General features: G+C 72.9%; 14 protein-coding genes and 1 pseudogene. 8 read left to right on the top strand and 7 right to left on the bottom strand.

The window, feature by feature from the left end; all coding sequences use genetic code 11:
- The first annotated feature begins 4 nt into the window (after positions 1-4).
- From OG852_RS11635 to OG852_RS11615, 5 genes are all read left to right on the top strand, one after another.
- Positions 5-1021 carry a M56 family metallopeptidase gene (locus OG852_RS11635; RefSeq protein ID WP_133917048.1) on the top strand — a complete coding sequence of 339 codons (1017 nt, stop codon included), beginning with the start codon at positions 5-7 and terminating at the stop codon, positions 1019-1021.
- Positions 1022-1157: 136 nt separating this feature from the next.
- The gene (locus tag OG852_RS11630; protein ID WP_133917047.1) at positions 1158-2096 is read left to right on the top strand and encodes an ABC transporter ATP-binding protein; all 939 of its coding nucleotides are present in this window, start codon (positions 1158-1160) and stop codon (positions 2094-2096) included.
- A complete protein-coding gene (locus tag OG852_RS11625) occupies positions 2093-2932 on the top strand; it encodes an ABC transporter permease (RefSeq protein ID WP_133917046.1) in 840 nt (279 codons plus the stop codon). Before OG852_RS11630 ends, OG852_RS11625 begins: the two co-directional genes overlap by 4 nt.
- 27 nt (positions 2933-2959) lie before the next feature.
- Complete coding sequence (locus OG852_RS11620; protein WP_166663755.1) at positions 2960-4240, top strand: sensor histidine kinase; 1281 nt, start codon at positions 2960-2962, stop codon at positions 4238-4240.
- Positions 4237-4905: a response regulator gene (locus OG852_RS11615; RefSeq protein ID WP_133917044.1), complete on the top strand. Its 669-nt coding sequence runs from the start codon at positions 4237-4239 to the stop codon at positions 4903-4905. The genes OG852_RS11620 and OG852_RS11615 overlap by 4 nt, the downstream gene beginning before the upstream one ends.
- A 63-nt stretch (positions 4906-4968) precedes the next feature.
- Here the strand turns inward: OG852_RS11615 and OG852_RS11610 are convergent, their stop codons facing one another.
- Genes OG852_RS11610 through OG852_RS11590 form a run of 5 tightly spaced genes read right to left on the bottom strand, consistent with a single transcriptional unit; the run spans position 4969 to position 10422 of the window.
- Positions 4969-5697, bottom strand: coding sequence for a response regulator transcription factor (locus OG852_RS11610; protein WP_166663754.1), 729 nt, complete (start codon positions 5695-5697; stop codon positions 4969-4971).
- Between the two features lie 52 nt (positions 5698-5749).
- The gene (locus OG852_RS11605) at positions 5750-8392 is read right to left on the bottom strand and encodes an FtsX-like permease family protein (protein WP_330347901.1); all 2643 of its coding nucleotides are present in this window, start codon (positions 8390-8392) and stop codon (positions 5750-5752) included.
- On the bottom strand, positions 8389-9078 hold the full coding sequence (locus OG852_RS11600; RefSeq protein ID WP_133917041.1) for an ABC transporter ATP-binding protein: 690 nt from the start codon (positions 9076-9078) through the stop codon (positions 8389-8391). Before OG852_RS11600 ends, OG852_RS11605 begins: the two co-directional genes overlap by 4 nt.
- A complete protein-coding gene (locus tag OG852_RS11595) occupies positions 9065-9796 on the bottom strand; it encodes an ABC transporter ATP-binding protein (RefSeq protein ID WP_166663753.1) in 732 nt (243 codons plus the stop codon). The genes OG852_RS11600 and OG852_RS11595 overlap by 14 nt, the downstream gene beginning before the upstream one ends.
- A 5-nt stretch (positions 9797-9801) precedes the next feature.
- Positions 9802-10422, bottom strand: coding sequence for a hypothetical protein (locus tag OG852_RS11590; protein WP_330347900.1), 621 nt, complete (start codon positions 10420-10422; stop codon positions 9802-9804).
- A gap of 158 nt (positions 10423-10580) precedes the next feature.
- On the opposite strand from OG852_RS11590, the gene OG852_RS11585 reads away from it, so the two are divergent.
- Positions 10581-11900: a HAMP domain-containing sensor histidine kinase gene (locus tag OG852_RS11585; protein WP_330347899.1), complete on the top strand. Its 1320-nt coding sequence runs from the start codon at positions 10581-10583 to the stop codon at positions 11898-11900.
- A 7-nt stretch (positions 11901-11907) separates the two neighbouring features.
- Here the strand turns inward: OG852_RS11585 and OG852_RS11580 are convergent, their stop codons facing one another.
- Positions 11908-12942, bottom strand: coding sequence for a sodium-dependent transporter (locus OG852_RS11580; RefSeq protein ID WP_330347898.1), 1035 nt, complete (start codon positions 12940-12942; stop codon positions 11908-11910).
- Between the two features lie 90 nt (positions 12943-13032).
- Between OG852_RS11580 and OG852_RS11575 the strand changes: the two are divergent.
- A pseudogene (locus OG852_RS11575) lies at positions 13033-13211 on the top strand (hypothetical protein); the annotation flags it as partial.
- Positions 13212-13665: 454 nt separating this feature from the next.
- A complete protein-coding gene (locus tag OG852_RS11570; protein WP_330347897.1) occupies positions 13666-14838 on the top strand; it encodes an MFS transporter in 1173 nt (390 codons plus the stop codon).
- 126 nt (positions 14839-14964) lie between these two features.
- Here OG852_RS11570 and efeB read toward each other — a convergent pair whose 3' ends face one another.
- Positions 14965-16248, bottom strand: coding sequence for an iron uptake transporter deferrochelatase/peroxidase subunit (gene efeB, locus OG852_RS11565; protein ID WP_330351433.1), 1284 nt, complete (start codon positions 16246-16248; stop codon positions 14965-14967).
- Positions 16249-16294: the final 46 nt, after the last annotated feature.

Genomic DNA, 16294 nt, shown 5'->3' with positions numbered 1-16294 from the left:
GCCGGTGAGGATCAGCGTCTACATCCCGCTCCTGGTCACCGTGGTCCTCGCGGTACTCGCTCCCCAGGCAGCCCGTCGGCCTGAGCCGCGGCTTGCGGCCTGGTCCCTGGCGTGTGCGGCGCTCGCGGCGGCGACCGGCTGGCTCGGCTCACTGGTCCTGCTGGCGTTCACCGGTTTCGCGCAGATCCCCGAGGTCGCCGAGGAGGGCCACTGGTCGGTGACTGCGCTGCGTACACAGGACCCCGTCTCCCTGACCGTCGCGGCCGCCAGCGCCCTGACCCTGACGGTGGGGCTCGTATCACTGGGGGTGGCCGCCGTCCGGCAGGTCCGTCACGTCCTGTGGGCCCGGCGGGAATGCGACCGGATGCCCGGAGACACCGAACTGGCGGTGATCGACGGAGAGGTCCCTCAGGCGTTCGCACTGCCCGGTGCCCCCGGACGGATCGTGGTGTCCCGGGGGATGCTGCGCTGTCTCGGTGACACGGAGCGCGAGGCCCTCCTGGCGCACGAACGAGCCCATCTCAACGGCCGCCACCACCGTTTCCAGACCGTGTGGCGACTCACGGCGGCCGCCAACCCCCTGCTGCGACCGCTGGCCGAGGCCGGTGGCTTCGTCCTGGAGCGGTGGGCCGACGAGGAGGCCGCAGCCCGAGTCGGCAGCCGGAGGGTCGTCGCCCGCGCCGTCGGGCGCGCGGCTCTGGCCTCAGCCGGCGCGTCGCGCCCCGCCGCCCTGGCCGCGACCGGCGGGGCAGTGCCCCAGCGGGTGCAGGCCCTGCTTGCCCCACCGCCGCCGCGCCGCGCCCTGCCTCTCGTAGCCGGCACCTTCCTACTCACTCTGTGCTGCGCCAGCCTGGCCAACGCCGCCTCGGACAGCGAGAGCCTGGTCGAGAGCGCCGAACGGGCCCAGTGCGCGGCGGATGCTGGGGCGACAGGCGTCGTGGGGGCGGGGCGCCCGTCGGAGCGGCCGGACGCCTGCTGCCACCACGGCGGAGCCGACGAACACGGCAAGCACCGCAGGTAGGCGTGTAGTACCGCGGTACTACACGCCCGCCGCGGTTCAGCCTCCCGGTACCACCGGATTCGGGTGATCCGGCACCTAGCGTTGCCGGTGAGGCGTCTTACGTGACGGACGCCGGAGCCCGACAGGGAGAACGCGAATGATCGACGCACGGCGGTTGACCAAGAGGTACGGCGAGAAGACGGCGGTCGACGGGCTGGACTTCGTCGTGAAGCCGGGCACGGTGACGGGCTTCCTGGGCCCCAACGGCGCTGGCAAGTCCACGACCATGCGCATGATCGTCGGTCTCGACACCCCGACGAGCGGCTCTGTCACCGTGAACGGCCACCACTACGCCCGCCACCAAGCTCCGCTGCAGGAGGTAGGCGCCCTTCTGGAGGCCAAGTCGATCCACCCGGGCCGCTCGGCGTACAACCACCTCAGGGCACTGGCGCTGACCCATGGCATTCCGGGCCGCCGGGTCGACGAGGTCATCGACCTCGCCGGCCTGGGCAGCGTCGCGAAGAAGCGGGCCGGTGCCTTCTCTCTCGGCATGGGCCAGCGGCTGGGCATCGCGGCGGCCCTGCTGGGCGATCCGCAGACGGTGATGCTGGACGAGCCGGTCAACGGGCTGGACCCGGAGGGCGTGCTCTGGATCCGCAACCTGCTGAAGGGGCTCGCCGACGAGGGCCGGACGGTGTTCGTGTCCTCCCACCTCATGAGCGAGATGGCCCTGGTGGCGGACCACCTGATCGTCGTGGGGCGCGGGCGGCTGCTGGCCGACACGACCGTGGCGGACCTGATCCGCGAGGCAGGCGGCGACACCGTGAAGGTGGTGACCCAGGATCCGGCGCGACTGCGGGACGTGCTGGCCGGTCCGGGCGTCGACGTCACCGGCCGGATCGGCTCGGAGGAGCTGCAGGTGACCGGGCTGACCGCCCGCGAGATCGGGCTGAAGGCAGCCGAGCACGGGATCGCACTGTTCGAACTGAGCGAGCGGACCGTGTCACTGGAGGAGGCGTTCATGGACCTGACCAGGGATGCCGTGGAGTACCACGGCACCACGACCGGGATCGACACCCTCGGGAGGCCCGCATGAGCACCCTCACCGCAACCGCGGAGGAACCCAGGACCGCACCCGCCCGCCCCGCCTACCGGGTAACCGGACGGCGCGTGCTCGCCTCCGAGTGGGCCAAGCTGTGGTCCCTGCGCTCGACCTGGATCACCCTGGGCCTCGGCCTGCTGTTCCTGGTGGCGTTCGGCCTGATCTCCGCGAGCCGCTACAAGTCGGGGATCGACTCCGGCCACATGGACCGGGACTTCACCGATTCGACGGCCGTCAGCCTGTCCCTCTTCGGTACGAACTTCGCCCAGCTGGCCCTGGGCGTGCTCGGCGTGCTGGTCACGGCGGGCGAGTACTCGACCGGCATGATCCGTTCCACGCTCGCGGCGGTGCCCCGCCGGCTGCCCGTGCTGTGGTCCAAGGCGGCTGTGTTCGGGCTGGTCGCCCTGGTCGTGGGGACGGTAGGCGGGTTCGTCGCCTTCCTGTTCGGGAGCGGGATCGTCTCGGGCACGCCCGCGGCGATGAGCCTCTCGCACGCTGGTGTACTGCGGAGCCTGCTGGGCGCGGGGCTCTACCTCGGCCTGGTCGGGGTGATCGGCGTCGCGCTGGGCGCGCTGCTACGGTCGGTGGCCGGGGGGATCTCGGTGCTGGTCGCCGCCCTGATGCTGATCCCGGGACTGATCTCCCTGCTGCCGAGTTCCTGGCGGGACGACATCAGCCCCTATCTGCCCTCCAACGCCGGGGAGTCGATGTTCGCGCTGACCCACGACTCCACGTCCCTGTCGCCGGGCGCCGGACTGCTGGTCTTCCTGTGCTGGACGGTGCTGGCGCTGGGCGGCGCGGCGTACCGGCTCACGCGTAGCGACGTCTGACGCCTGCACCATGGACAGGTGACGTCCGTGACCACCGATGACATCAGCGGGATGGGACCGCTGGTCGCCCGGCTGTCCCGGGGCGGCCAGCGGCTGCGGCAGGCCGACCGGGCACATCCCTGGGTGCTGGACACTGTGGTCGTGGCTGTGGTCTTCCTGATGTTCTGCCTGCCCGACCTGCTGCGCGGCGGTGTGGACGACGGCGACGGACCGCCCCGCTTCCGCCTCGCCTTCACCGAACTGCCCCTCGCGGGAATGCTGGCACTGCAGGCAGGACTCGTACTGCCCTTGCTGTGGCGGCGACGCAAGCCCATCGCGGCCTTCGGTGTCATCGCCGCGGTGTTCGTCCTCCAATGGTCTCTGGGCGCGGCGCTGCGCGCTGATGTCGCGCTCTTCGTCGCCCTGTACAGCCTGGCCCTGCATGGGCGGCTGCGGCAGCTGCCGTGGGCTGGTGCGGTCATGGCGGGAGCCATGGCGCTGGTCGCGGTCCGCGCGTCCTCGGTCGTGTCCGTCTGGGACGCGCTGTTCTTCCTGCTGAGCACGGCGACGGCGGCCGTGGCGCTCGGCCTGATGGTGCGGATCCGGCGCGCCCAGCTCGCCGGGCTGCGGGAGCGGGCGGCCCGGCTGGAGATCGAGCGCGACCAGCGCAGCAGACTGGCCACAGCCACCGAACGCACCCGCGTCGCCCGCGAGATGCACGACATCGTCGGCCACAACCTCTCCGTCATCATCACCCTCGCCGACGCCGGCGCCTACGCCACGGACGTCGCCCCCGAACGGGGCAAGGAGGCCCTGCAGCTCATCGGCGACACCGGCCGGCAGGCCCTCGGCGAGCTGCGGCGCGTGCTCGGTGTACTGCGCGAGGCCGGGAACGGTCAGGCCGTCGGGCCCGAGCTCAGCCCGCAGCCCGGCATCGCGGACATCGTCGCGCTGTGCGCCACGATGCGCGCCGCCGGACTGGAGGTCGTCTACCGGACCTCCGGCGACGTCGAGACCCTGGACGGCGGGGTACAGCTGACGGTGTACCGCATCGTCCAGGAAGCCCTCACCAACACCATGAAGCACGCCGCCGACGACGCCCGTGTGCACCTGGCGGTCGCCGTGACGGGCGCCCGGCTGAGTATCCGGGTCAACGACACCGGCCCGGCGGCACGGCCCGGACCGCCGAACGAGGAAGGACATGGGCTGGTGGGCATGCGGGAGCGAGCGGCTCTGTACGGCGGAACCGTCAGCGCGGGGCCCACGGGCGGCGGAGGATGGAGCGTCGAAGCCGTCCTCGACCTCACGCCCCGGGGCGGTGACCAATGACCACCGTGCTCATCGTCGACGACCAGCCGCTGCAGCGCTACGGCTTCCACCTGCTCCTGGACTCCGTCTCCGAGACCGATGTCGTCGGGGAGGCCGCCCACGGCGCGGAGGCCGTCCGCAAGGCCGCCGAACTGCGCCCGGACGTCGTCCTGATGGACGTCCGCATGCCCGGCATGGACGGCATCGAGGCCACCCGCCGCATCGTCGCCGCAGGCGGCCGCTCACGCGTCCTCGTGCTCACGACGTTCGACCTCGACGAGTACGTCCACGCCGCGATCCGGGCAGGGGCCAGCGGTTTCCTCCTCAAGGACGCGCGCCCCGAAGAGCTCCTCGCCGGCATCCGCGCCGTCGCCTCCGGCGACGCCGTGATCGCGCCCGCCCTCACTCGCCGCCTCCTGGACGAGTTCACTCAGTACGTCCCCGCCCACCGGGGTGACGCTGCCGAGGACCCGAGGCTCGGCTCCCTCACCGACCGCGAACGGGAGATCCTCGTCGCCGTCGGCAAGGGCTGGACCAACGGTGAGATCGCCGCCCGGTTCGTGCTGTCGGAGTCAACCGTCAAGACCCACGTGGGCCGTGTCCTGGCCAAGATCGGAGCCCGCGACCGGATCCAGGCCGTGATCTTCGCCTACGACCACGGCCTCGCCCGGCCCAACGCGGACTGAACTCGATGAGCGGCGGCCGGGAAGACCGGCGTCCTGCTCGCTGCTGCCGCGCCGCGGGGCCCGTCAGAGTTCCAGGCGGTAGCCGTGCCCGCGCAGGGTGGTGATGCGGGGCAGGCTGACCGGGGGGACCGAGGCGTCGGCGGCTTGCGCGAGGCGGCGGCGCAGGCCGGCCATGGTGACGTCGAGGGTCTTGGTCGAGCCGAACCAGTTCTCGTCCCAGACCTCGGCCATCAGGGTTTCCCGGGAGACCGCCTCCCCGGCGTGCCGTGCCAGGACGGCGAGCAGGTCGAACTCCTTGGGACGCAGGTCGACGTCCGCGTCGTGCAGTGTGCAGCGCCGGGCTACGACGTCGAGGACGAGGTCGGCCAGCCGGACGGGTTCCTGCGGCGGCGTGGCGACGACCCGGCGGCGCAGATGGGCGCGGAGCCGGGCGAGCAGCACGGTCAGGCTGAAGGGCTTGACGAGGTAGTCGTCGGCTCCCGCGTCCAGCCCGGCGATGACGTCGATGTCGTCGGTGCGGGCCGTCAGGATGACGATCAGCAGGTCCGGGTGCCGGGCGCGCACGGCGCGAGCGACGTCCAGACCGTCCATGTCGGGCAGTCCCAGGTCGAGCAGCAGCACGTCGTACGGGGTCCGCGCGGCCTCGGCCAGGGCTGCGGAACCGGTCCGGCTCCAGGTCGGTGCGTAGCCGTTGCCGCGCAGGCCGGTCTCCAGGTGGCGGCCGATGGTGTCGTCGTCCTCGACGACGAGGACGCGGTGACGGCTCGGGTCGGCGGTCGCGTGCGTACGCATGCTGGACAGCGTAGGAGCGGGCGACGCACGCGGCCCGTCCGCTCCCGTCCGCTCACAGGTCACGCAGCTCCTCCACGGCGGGCCGGCCGGCGCTGCGGATGCCGTTCAGCGCGGCCGCCAGTACGGCGGCGACGGCCGCGCCGGCGGTCAGGGCCAGGTAGCCGCCCGGCACTGCCAGGCCCGCGGGCGGCGGGTCGAAGACGCCGGTCAGGACCTTCACGAGCATCTCGGACAGGGCCCAGCCGATGAGGGCGCCCCCTGCCAGGCCGCCGGCGGCCAGCAGCAGGGCCTCGGTGAGGACCATGCCGCGCAGTTGGCCGCTCTTCGCGCCGAGGACGGTGGCCACGGCGAAGGTACGGCGGCGTTCGGCGAGGCCGAGGGCGAGGACGAGCCCTCCCGCCCCGGCGGCCAGCAGCACCGCGAAGGCCAGCTCGATCCGGGTGAGTCCGGCCAGGTCGACGGAAGTCAGACTGGTGCCGACCGTGCCGCGCGTCTGCGTGAGGTCGGTGACCGTGGCGCCGGTGCCCAGCTGCCGGCGCAGATGTGCGGCGATCTGCTGCTGGTGGCTGCCGCCCGTGTCGAGCAGGAAGGCGCCGACCGCGTCGCTGCCGGTCGCCCTCGCCACATAGGCGGCGTTGGCGACGAAGAAGCTGTCCTGCGGCGCGGTCGGGAACTCCTTGACGATCCCGGCATAGTGGAAGGGCACAGTGCTCAGGGCCTTCGTACGGGCGTCCTGGACCCGGAGGTTGACGGTGTCGCCGGGGGAGAGCTGGAAGTCGTGCACGGTCTCCGCACTGACCAGCAGGTTGTCGGGGCGCTGGGCGAGCCGGCGCATCAGTTGCGCGGCCGTGCCGCCCGAGAAGTAGGCGTCCTGGAGCGAGGTCGCCTTCGCGACGGTGGCGGGCCGGACGCCGTAGAGGTCCTGGAGGTCGGCGCCGACGTAGGCGTAGCGGTGCTGGAGAGGCTCGATGTGCCGGACGCCGGAGACCTTCAGCGTGTCGGCCGCGCCCGGGCGGACCCGGGCGCCGGGCGGTTCGGTGACGGTGACGTCCGCGCCGTTGGTGAGGCGGGCGTCGACCTCGGACTGCTGACGGTAGGTGGAGTTGAAGACGGCTGTGGAGATCGCGAACGACACGGCGAGGGCGAGCAGTACCACGGAGCGGGCCAGCGGACGCCGGCGGCGGGACAGCACGGCCGCCGTGGTCGTGGCGAGGGTCGCGGTCAGCGGTCGGGCGAGGCGGGCCAGGGCTGGTCGGCCGTGGGCGAGGACCAGCAGGGTCAGTCGCCACAGCAGCAGGGCCGCGCCCAGCCACAGCAGGGCCGGGCCGAGGAACGCCCAGTAGGAGACGGAGACGCTGGGCACGCCCTCCGGGGCCAGGACGAGGGCGTACTGGTTGCCGGAGGAGGCGCGGAAGACCAGCCAGGAGCCGGTCAGCAGCGCGAAGTCCAGGCCGTACCGCAGCCACCAGGGCGAACGCGACCCGCGCGGCTCCCGCCCGGTGTCGGCGACGGTCACCGTGCGCAGATCCCGCAGGGCGGGCACGAGCACGGCGGCGGCGGCCACGGCCACGCCGAGGACGAAAGCGACGGCGTACCAGAGAGCCCAGGTGTCCGCGCCCGCCCCGAAGGAGGCGGCGCCGAAGGCGAGGCGGCCGGTCAGAGCGGCGAGCCCGAGACCCGCGAGGCCGCCGCCGGCGCCTACCAGTGCGGCCTCCAGGCCCGCGAGCGCGGTGATCTGGCGGGGACGTAGCCCGCGCAGCCGCAGCAGGCCCTGCTCCCTGCGGCGCCGTTCGCTGCCGGCCGAGGCGACCGCCACCGTCAGGGCGGCGGCCAGGACGGCGCCGGGGACGCCGAGGAAGAGGAAGAGGATCTGGGCGTAGAGGGCGTCCTGGCGGGCGGAGTCGAGGGCCGCGCCGAGGTTGTTGCCGACGAGCGCGGAACCGGCCGACTTGGCCTCCAGGTTGTGTGCGGCACCCGTCACGGAGGAGAAGGCGGCGGCCGGGTCGGCTGGCAGTCTCGCGTCGCGGGCCACGTGGATCTGGGTGGTGACGTCGGTGGCTCCGTGGGTGAGGGAGGCGAACCGGGCGGCGGGCAGGAGGACGACGTTGTCCGGGGGAGCGGTCGGCTGGGACTGCGTGGGCGCGCCGATCTTCTGGAACAGCGAGTCGGCCTGGGGCAGGTCGACCACGCCGTCCACCCGCACCTGCCGCAGTCCGGCGCCGGGCAGCCGTACGCCGATGGTGTCGCCGGGGGCGGCGTGCAGGTTGGAGGCGGTCTGCTGGGCGAGCAGGACGCCGGTGCCGGAGCCGGAGAGCGTACGCAGTTCGTCGGGGAAGTGGCTGCGGTAGTCGGCCGGCAGGCCGAGCGCGACGCCGGGGCCGGTGGTTTGGGTGCTGCCTCCCACGGTGGCGGTGAAGCCGGTGGTGCGGGCGAAGCCGACGGGCAGTGCGGCCCGGGTGCCGCCGGCGGCCTGCACCAGCGACCGGACAGCGTTCGAATCGGCACCCGGCTGTATCTCGACCTGCCAGTCCACGGCGACCGAGCGGACCGCCCGTTGGGTCATGGTCGCCTTGGACGCGGTGAGGAAGGAGCCGAGCGCGGCGACCAGGGCGACGGCGAGGGCGATCCCGGCGACGGCGGCCAGGAGCCGTCCGATGCGGTGGCGGGCCAGTCCGCCCGCCCAGGCGGTGATCATGACAGGCTCCCTCGTGGGTCCGGCGCTTGCGCTGCTTCGGGTGCGAGCAGCCGGCCGTCGCGCATGCCTCGCCGAACGGTGAGCCGGGCGGCGACGGCGGGGTCGTGAGTGGTGACGACGAGGGCCGCGCCCGTCCGGTCGGCCGCCGCGAGCAGGGCGTCCAGGACTCGGGCGCCGGTGGCGTGGTCGAGGCGGCCGGTGGGCTCGTCCGCGAGGATCAGCCGTGGCGCCTGCGCCAGCACGCGGGCCACGGCCACCCGCTGGGCCTGGCCGCCGGAGATCTCGTCGGGCAGCCGGTCGGCCAGCCCGGCCGCGCCGACCACCTCGAGCGCCTCGGCGACCGGACGGCGGGTCTCCTGCTGCGGACGTCCCGCGAGGACGAGCGGCAGCGCGGTGTTCTCCGTGACGTCGAGGGCGGGGATGAGGCTGTCGGCCTGGAAGACCAGGCCGATGTCCCGCGGCCCGCGCACTCCGGGCCGGGTGATGGTGCCGCTGGTGGGGAGTTCGAGCCCCGCCAGCAGATGGAGCAGGGACGACTTCCCCGATCCGGAAGGTCCCACGATCGCCAGCCGGTCGCCGGAGCGGATGTCCAGGTCGGCGCCGTGCACCGCCACCACGGCGGTGGGGCCTCGGCCGAAGGTGAGCGCGACATCCCGGCAGGAGACGAGCAGGTCAGCGGAGGGCATGGCTGCTCTCCTCGGTCTGAGCGGTTCGCTCGCGTCCCTCGTGGGCCCGCCCGTCGTCCAGTGTGATCACTCGGTCGGCGCCCCGCACCGCTTCCGCGCTGTGCGTCACGATCAGCACCGCGCAACCGTCCGCTGCCCGGTCCCGCAGCATCCGCAGCACCAACTCCTCTGTCGCGCCGTCGAGTTCGCCGGTCGGCTCGTCGGCCAGCAGCACGGCCGGGGAGTTGGCCAGCGCGACGGCGAGCCCGGCCCGGGCCAGCTCACCGCCGGACAGCTGCCGCGGCAGCGCGCCCGCCCGCCGCCCGAGCCCGACCTGTTCCAGCAGCGCCCCGGCCCGCACCGTGGGACGGCCGCGCACCGCATGCTGGGCGAGCCGGATGTTGTCGCGCACGGTCAGATGCGGCAGCAGGTTGCGGGACTGCAGAAGCACCCCCACGTGCCGCGCGCGCAGCCGGGCGCGTTCGGTCTCGGGCCGATGGCTGATGCGCACGCCCGCCACCCGGACCTCGCCGCCCGACGGCTCGTCGAGCCCGGCCAGGCACGCAAGCAGGGTCGACTTGCCCGCCCCCGACGGGCCGACGACGGCGACCGTCTCCCCGCGCCGCAACCGCAGTGACACTCCGCGCAACGCGAGCGTCTCCTCCTCACCGGCCCGGTAGAAGCGGTAGAGCTCCCGGGCGGCCAGCACGACGTCGTCGTCGGACGGTTCGGCGGGCATCGCACTCACCGCCACGCGAACGAGTCGCTGACGATCCGCCACGGATCGACGTTGTCGGCTTTGACCGGGCCGGACAGCGTCAGGTCCACCTCATGGCCCTGCCGGTAGAAGGCGTACCGCTCGAACGCGTCCCGCACCACCTTGCCGGTGACCGGGTCCTTGGCCGAGTCGCCCTGATAGGTGAGAAGGACGAAGGGGCCCGCTTTACGGGTCACCTGCGACACCTTCGGCGATGCGAACTTCGCCACCTGCCGACGCAGTTGGGGCACCACCGTGTTCTTGACGGAGGTGACGGTCGGGGCGGTGGAGGCGCCCGCCGTAGCGATGGTGACGCTGTTCAGCTTGTCCGTGAAGACGGTCGTACCGCCCTTGTCGGTGCGGGCCCAGCCCTCCGGTACCTTCACCGTGAACCCGGTGAAGCCGCCGGTGGGCCGGTAGGCCACGAACACCTGGTTGTCGGGGATGTCCCCGGGCGGGTTCGACTCGGTGGGGGCTGGATTCGCCCGCACTGGGGCCGTCGAACCCGGGCCGGAATGCGCCCCGGACGACGATCCGGAGCACCCCGCGATCACCGCCGCGACCACCGTCACTGCGACGAGGCCGGCGGAGGTACGTTTGTACGACATGCCACTGCCCTCCCGAGGAACTGCCGGGTCCTGCTCTCCTGCCATGTCACCGACGCTAGAGAGCCGTCGGTTAACGCCCCGCACGCCGACGGTTAGACGACGGCAAAAGTGCGTGGCGGATCGCTCACGGACCGGTCGGGGGCCCGCAGGATGGGGGCATGAGACAGCGCGTGGTGCGAGTCGCCCTCACCGCCGCCCTGGTCGCCGTCGTCCTCCTCGCCGTCCCGCTGGCCCTGGCGATCAGGTCGTCGCTCTACGCCGACCAGCGCGACACCCTGGAACGGGCGGCGCTGTCCGGGGCCGTACACGTCAGCCCGGACTACGTGACCGGCGACCCGGTGGAGCTGCCCGCGCCGCCGCCCGGCGGACGCCTCGGCCTCTACGACACCGGGCTGCGGCTGAGGGCAGGCACCGGTCCCCGCGCCGGCGACACGTCGGTGCGAAGGGCGCTGGGCGCGGAGGTGGTACGCCGCCGGTCGGGGGCTGACCTGGTCGTCGCGGTACCCGTCTCACACGCCGAGCACGTGATCGGCGTCGTACGCGCCTCCTCGCCCGCGGCCGCCGTACGCGACCGTGTCCTGATCGCCTGGGCTGTCCTCGCCGGGGTCTGCGCCCTCGCGCTGACCGTGGCCGTCCTCGTCGCCCGCAGGCAGGCGCGGGTGCTGGCCGCGCCGCTGGAGGACCTCTCCCGGCACTGCCGGGCCGTCACCGCCGGCGACCTGAGCGCCCGGGCCGCGCCCAGCAGCGTCGCCGAGATCGACCAGGTCGCGCGGACCCACAACGAGATGCTGCACAGCCTGACCGAACTCCTGCGCCACGAGCGCGACTTCACCGCCAACGCCTCCCACCAGCTGCGCACCCCGCTCACCGGGCTGCAGCTCACCCTGGAGGCGGGGCTCGCCCAGGACGACGACGCCCGGCTGCGGCCCGCCCTGGAGGAGGCCCTGGCCACCACGCGCCGCCTGCACCGCACGGTGGAGGAGGTGCTGCGCCTGTCCCGCCTCCACGGCCTGCCGCGCCGGCCCGCTCCGGACACGCCCGTGTCACAGCTGCTGCGCGAGACCGAGGAGCGCTGGCACGGACTGTTCGCCCGCGACGGCAGACGCCTGGAGGCAGCGGCCCTCGAGACGGGGGACGACGTTCGCGTCCTCGGCGCCCCGGTCACCGAGATCCTCGGCGTGCTGCTGGAGAACGCGCGCGTCCACGGGCGCGGCACCGTACGCCTCACGGCCCGCGATCTCGGGGAGGCCGTCGCCTTCGACGTGACCGACGAGGGCGCGGTGGACGGCGAGGCGTCCCGACTGTTCGACCGCGGCCGCACCGGCGCGGGGGAGGGCTCCGGTATCGGCCTGGCCCTCGCCCGCGATCTGGCCGTGTCCCTGGGCGGCAGACTCTCCCTGACCGGCCGCCGTCCAGCCGCCTTCACCCTGCTCGTCCCCGTACGCCGCGAGGAGCCTGGCTCCGAGGGCGACGGCTGAGGAGGGTTCAGGCGCCTGCTGCGGTGGGAGCCGGTCGCAGCCGGGTGACGATCCGGTTCGCGGCGGTCTTCTGCAGCAGCCCGTAGGCGAGGACCGGCAGCAGCAGGTGCGGTTTGTCGGGCAGGGACGCGGTGATCAGCACCGCGCTCGCGCTGCTGTTGTTCATGCCGCAGGCGAGCGTCAGTGACGAGGCGGTAGCCGCCTCCAGCCGCAGGAGGCGGGCGGCGACCCGGCCGAGGACGAAGGAGAGCAGGCAGACCAGGGCGGCCACGGCCAGAGCGGCGGCGAACAGCAGCGGGCGTGGCCGGGTGAGGACGGATCCGAGGGCGCCGCTGGCGTTGACGTAGGTCAGGACCAGCGAACCGGCCATGGCCGACGGCGCCACCGTCGTGACCAGGCGGCCCAGCCATCGCGCGGGCAGGACGACTGCACCCAGCAGGCCCGCCGTGCAGGGAAGGACCACGGCGGTGAGGGCGAATCCACCCTGGGCCAGCCGGCCGGTCGCGGCGAGGGTGTGCGCGTAGCCGCCGCTGAGCAGCGGCGACAGCGTCGCCAGCAGCACGGGGGTGGTCAGCGGGCTGAGCAGGGTCGAGGCCAGGACGAGACCCACCATCGTCGGCTGATCTCCCTCGCCCTTGTCGGTCCACACGGTAGCCCCGGCGGCGACGGGCATCGCCACGACGAGGATCATCGCGGTGAGCAGTCCGCTGCCGCCGTCGGTGTCCGGGGTGCGCCGCAGGAGGAAGGCGACGAACGGCACGACCGCCAGCGGGATCGCCAGGTGCAGCACGAGGCCGGCGAGCAGGGCCTTCGGATGCCGCAACAGGGCACCCAGCGCGCGGACGGGGACCTGGAGCCCGGCCGAGAACAGCACCAGGGACAGCAGCAGCGGTGCGATGTGCACTGTCAGGTGCGACGGCGGCAAGGGATGGGGGCGGCGCAGCCACAGCCCGGGGGCAGGCAGGATCAGGGCGAGGGCGTAGGAGAGGACGACGGCGCGGCCGAGCCGGTGCCGCAGCCAGGACGCGGCGCGGGTGTGCATGGCCCCATCGTGATCAGGCCGGACCCGGCGGGCCGGGAAAGCCGCGCGGCAGTCAGGATGCGTTCAGGTAACCGCTGGCAGCGTCTGCCCATGACCTACGAACTCTCCGAGACTCCCGAGGCCGAACCCGGCACGAGTGCCTCCGCTCGCCCCTGCCGCCCTCCGCGCTGAAACAAGTCCCCGAGGTCACCGCCTACTTCTGGATCACCAAGGTGCTGTGCACGACGGCCGGCGAGACCGCGGCCGACCTGCTCAACGAGAAGGCGGGGTGCCCGTCGTGCCGAACGTGCTCCTGTTCCGGATCGCGTTCGTGCTGGTCCGCCCGCTCGGCGCGACAGCCGGAACTTCCTGACCAAGCCGATCGCGAAGGGCGGTCTCGACCTCGGTACGGCGGGTTCGTCGGCCGCGCTGTTGGCCGTACCGGTTGGTCGGACGGGTTACGCCCACACTCAGGAGCACCGCAGTCTCGCCCCGTCCGCGGCCCTGCCTCCTGTCCTGCGCCCGCTTCCCCACCTGACTGCTGTGTCGAGAGAAGATGCGTCTGCCGGATCGTCCGGTGAAGAGGAGAGTGCTCCCAGGAGGTGGTCCGACGTCCAAGAAGCCATGTCCGGCCTGCCGGGCACGCGACAGCCTCGAGAGAAGTCCATGAAGCCAGCCCGCACCACGTCCGCCACGCCCGAGCCGTCGAACCCACCTGCCCGGGAGCTCTCAGCGTGGCGGTTCGTGGCGGTGTTTGGGGGCGTCAGTCTGCTGATGGACTTCGTCTACGAGGGCGCTCGTTCCGTCACCGGCCCGCTGCTCGCTCACCTGGGCGCCTCCGCGGCCGTGGTCGGCGTGGTCACGGGGGCGGGTGAGGCCGCCGCGCTCGGGCTGCGTCTGGCCTCGGGACCGCTGGCCGACCGCAGCCGCCGCTTCTGGGCATGGACGATCGCCGGATACGTGCTGACCGCGGCCACAGTCCCGGTGCTCGGCCTGACCGGCGTGCTGTGGGTGGCCTGCACCCTGGTGATCGCGGAACGCGTCGGCAAGGCCGTGCGCTCCCCGGCCAAGGACACGCTGCTCTCGCACGCCACCGCCGGCACCGGCCGGGGCCGCGGCTTCGCGGTGCACGAGGCGATGGACCAGGTCGGCGCGCTCATCGGCCCGCTCACGGTGGCCGGGGTCCTCGCCTTGACCGGCGGCGACTACGCTCCGGCGCTCGGGGTGCTCGCGCTGCCCGGCGTGGCCGCCGTCGCACTGCTGCTCTGGCTGCGTGCCAGGGTCCCCGATCCGGTGGGCTACGAGACCGCCGTCGGCACGGCGGCGCCCGAGCAGTCGCCTCCCGCCGGATCCCGCGAGAGGAGGCTGCCGCGGGCCTTCTGGGCCTACGCGGTATTCACCGCAGCGACCCTGACCGGTTTCGCCACCTTCGGTGTGCTCTCTTATCACCTGGTCGTCCGCCACTTGATGCCGACCGCGATGGTGCCGGTGCTGTACGCGGCGGCCATGGCGGCTGACGCGGTGGCGGCGCTGGCCACGGGCTGGCTGTACGACCGGCTCGGCGCCCAGGTCCTGGTCGTCCTGCCGCTGCTGTCCGCCGCTGTTCCGGCCCTCGCCTTCACCGACACGGTGGGGGCCGCCGTGGCGGGTGCACTGGTGTGGGGCGCCGCCGTCGGGGTCCAGGAGTCCACGCTGCGTGCCACTGTCGCCGACCTTGTACCCGTGGGCCGCCGGGCCACTGCGTACGGCGTCTTCGCCGGGATCATGGGAGCGGCTGCGTTGGCAGGTGGCGCCCTGGTCGGGGTGCTGTACGACGTCTCCGTTCCCCTTCTGATCGTGGTCGTCGCCGGCATCCAGGTCGCCGCGCTGGTTCTGCTGTGGTTCACCCGGGCCGTGCGGTCCACGCCCGCCCACTGAGTGGTGAACGTGCGAGCAGGCATCGGGCGTTTTGGTCACCACGCCGCTGCGCGGCCGGGCATGGAGCGACGGACACCTTCGAAAGCCGGGGCGGCACGGCACGGGGGCGGGCTTGAGGAATCTGTGTCAGCTCGTGAGCATCCCGCGGCCGAGCCAGTCCTTGGTGTCGCGGACTCCTGGCAGGGCGAAGAAGTAGCCGCCGCCGGTGGGTGAGATGTAGTCGACGAGGGGTTCGTCGATCAGCCGGGTCTGGGTGGCCTCGAACTGGCGCTTGACGTCCTGCTGGTAGCAGCAGAAGACCAGGCCCATGTCGAGGTTGCCGACATCGTCGATTCCGCGGTCGTAGTTGTAGCCGCGGCGCAGGATGCGGGAGTCGTCTGTGGCGGCGGTGCGTGGGTTGGCGAGGCGGATGTGGGCGTCGAGGGGGATCGCGTTGCCGTGCGGATCCATGGCGTAGTTGGGGACATCGGTCTCCTTGACGCCGTCGAGCGGGGCGCCGGTGTCCTTGCGGCGGCCGAACATTTTCTCCTGCTCGGTGAGGGAGACCCGGTCCCAGAACTCGACGAGCAGGCGGATGATCCGTATGACCTGGTAGCTGCCGCCCTTGGCCCATGCGGGCTCGCCGGCGCCACCCCCGACCCATATGAGGCGGTTGCTTTCCCGGGACGAGGCGACGTCTGGGTTGGCGATGCCGTCCTTGAAGCCGAGCAGGTTGCGCTGGGCGCCGCTGGGGCGGGGCGTGTTCTGGAAGCCGTCGATGCGCCACTTGATCTGCATGGCCCCACGGGTGTGCCGGGCGATGTCGCGCAACGCGTGAAGGACGGTGTCCTGACGGTTGGCGCAGATCTGCAGGGACAGGTCGCCGTGGCACTCGGCGGGCTTGAGGTTGTCGTTGGGGAAGGTCCGCATGGGAGTCAGGCGGCGGGGCTTGGCCGTGGCGAGACCGTAGCGGTCGTCGAAGAGGGACGCGCCGACGCCGACGGTGATGGTCAGGCCGTCGGCGGGGACGGTCGGGCCGAGGATGCCGTTGTCGGAGGGCGGGGCGCCGACGCCGAGATCGGCGGGGATGCCGCCGGAGGTCAGGAAGCGGGCCCGGCTGGTGAGCGTCTTGAGCAACTCCACCAACTGCGCGCGGTCTTCGGCGATGACGGTGAAGGAGACGAAGGTGGCAGCGGCCGGCGCCGGGGTGATGATGCCGGCCTGGTGGAGGCCGTGGAAGGGCACTTCGGCGGCGTTCTCCGTCTGCGCGGCCGCCTGTGCGGTGCCACCGCCGCTCTCGGCGAGCGCGAGCCCGCCGCCGGCCAGAACCGCGCCGGCTGCTCCGGCGCCGAGGGCCGTCTTCACGAAGGAGCGGCGGTCGGCGCCGACCGGGCAGCCACCCTGCGGGGCGGGGGTTTCGGCGGACGGCATGGGGGCGTTCCCTTCGGTGCGTACGGGGTCGTCGATGCGGTGGTGT

The organism is Streptomyces sp. NBC_00582 (genome assembly GCF_036345155.1).
Lineage (GTDB): Bacteria > Actinomycetota > Actinomycetes > Streptomycetales > Streptomycetaceae > Streptomyces.
The sequence above is the reverse complement of the archived record's forward strand: the minus strand, read 5'-3'. Positions and strand labels throughout refer to the sequence as shown.

Coding starts and splice junctions, on each gene's coding strand:
- OG852_RS11590 (WP_330347900.1), bottom strand. CDS start 10,422: ATGTCGTACAAACGTACCTCCGCCGGCCTCGTCGCAGTGACGGTGGTC.
- OG852_RS11595 (WP_166663753.1), bottom strand. CDS start 9,796: ATGCCCGCCGAACCGTCCGACGACGACGTCGTGCTGGCCGCCCGGGAG.
- OG852_RS11600 (WP_133917041.1), bottom strand. CDS start 9,078: ATGCCCTCCGCTGACCTGCTCGTCTCCTGCCGGGATGTCGCGCTCACC.
- OG852_RS11605 (WP_330347901.1), bottom strand. CDS start 8,392: ATGATCACCGCCTGGGCGGGCGGACTGGCCCGCCACCGCATCGGACGG.
- OG852_RS11610 (WP_166663754.1), bottom strand. CDS start 5,697: ATGCGTACGCACGCGACCGCCGACCCGAGCCGTCACCGCGTCCTCGTC.
- OG852_RS11625 (WP_133917046.1), top strand. CDS start 2,093: ATGAGCACCCTCACCGCAACCGCGGAGGAACCCAGGACCGCACCCGCC.
- efeB (WP_330351433.1), bottom strand. CDS start 16,248: ATGCCGTCCGCCGAAACCCCCGCCCCGCAGGGTGGCTGCCCGGTCGGC.
- OG852_RS11585 (WP_330347899.1), top strand. CDS start 10,581: ATGAGACAGCGCGTGGTGCGAGTCGCCCTCACCGCCGCCCTGGTCGCC.
- OG852_RS11630 (WP_133917047.1), top strand. CDS start 1,158: ATGATCGACGCACGGCGGTTGACCAAGAGGTACGGCGAGAAGACGGCG.
- OG852_RS11615 (WP_133917044.1), top strand. CDS start 4,237: ATGACCACCGTGCTCATCGTCGACGACCAGCCGCTGCAGCGCTACGGC.
- OG852_RS11580 (WP_330347898.1), bottom strand. CDS start 12,942: ATGCACACCCGCGCCGCGTCCTGGCTGCGGCACCGGCTCGGCCGCGCC.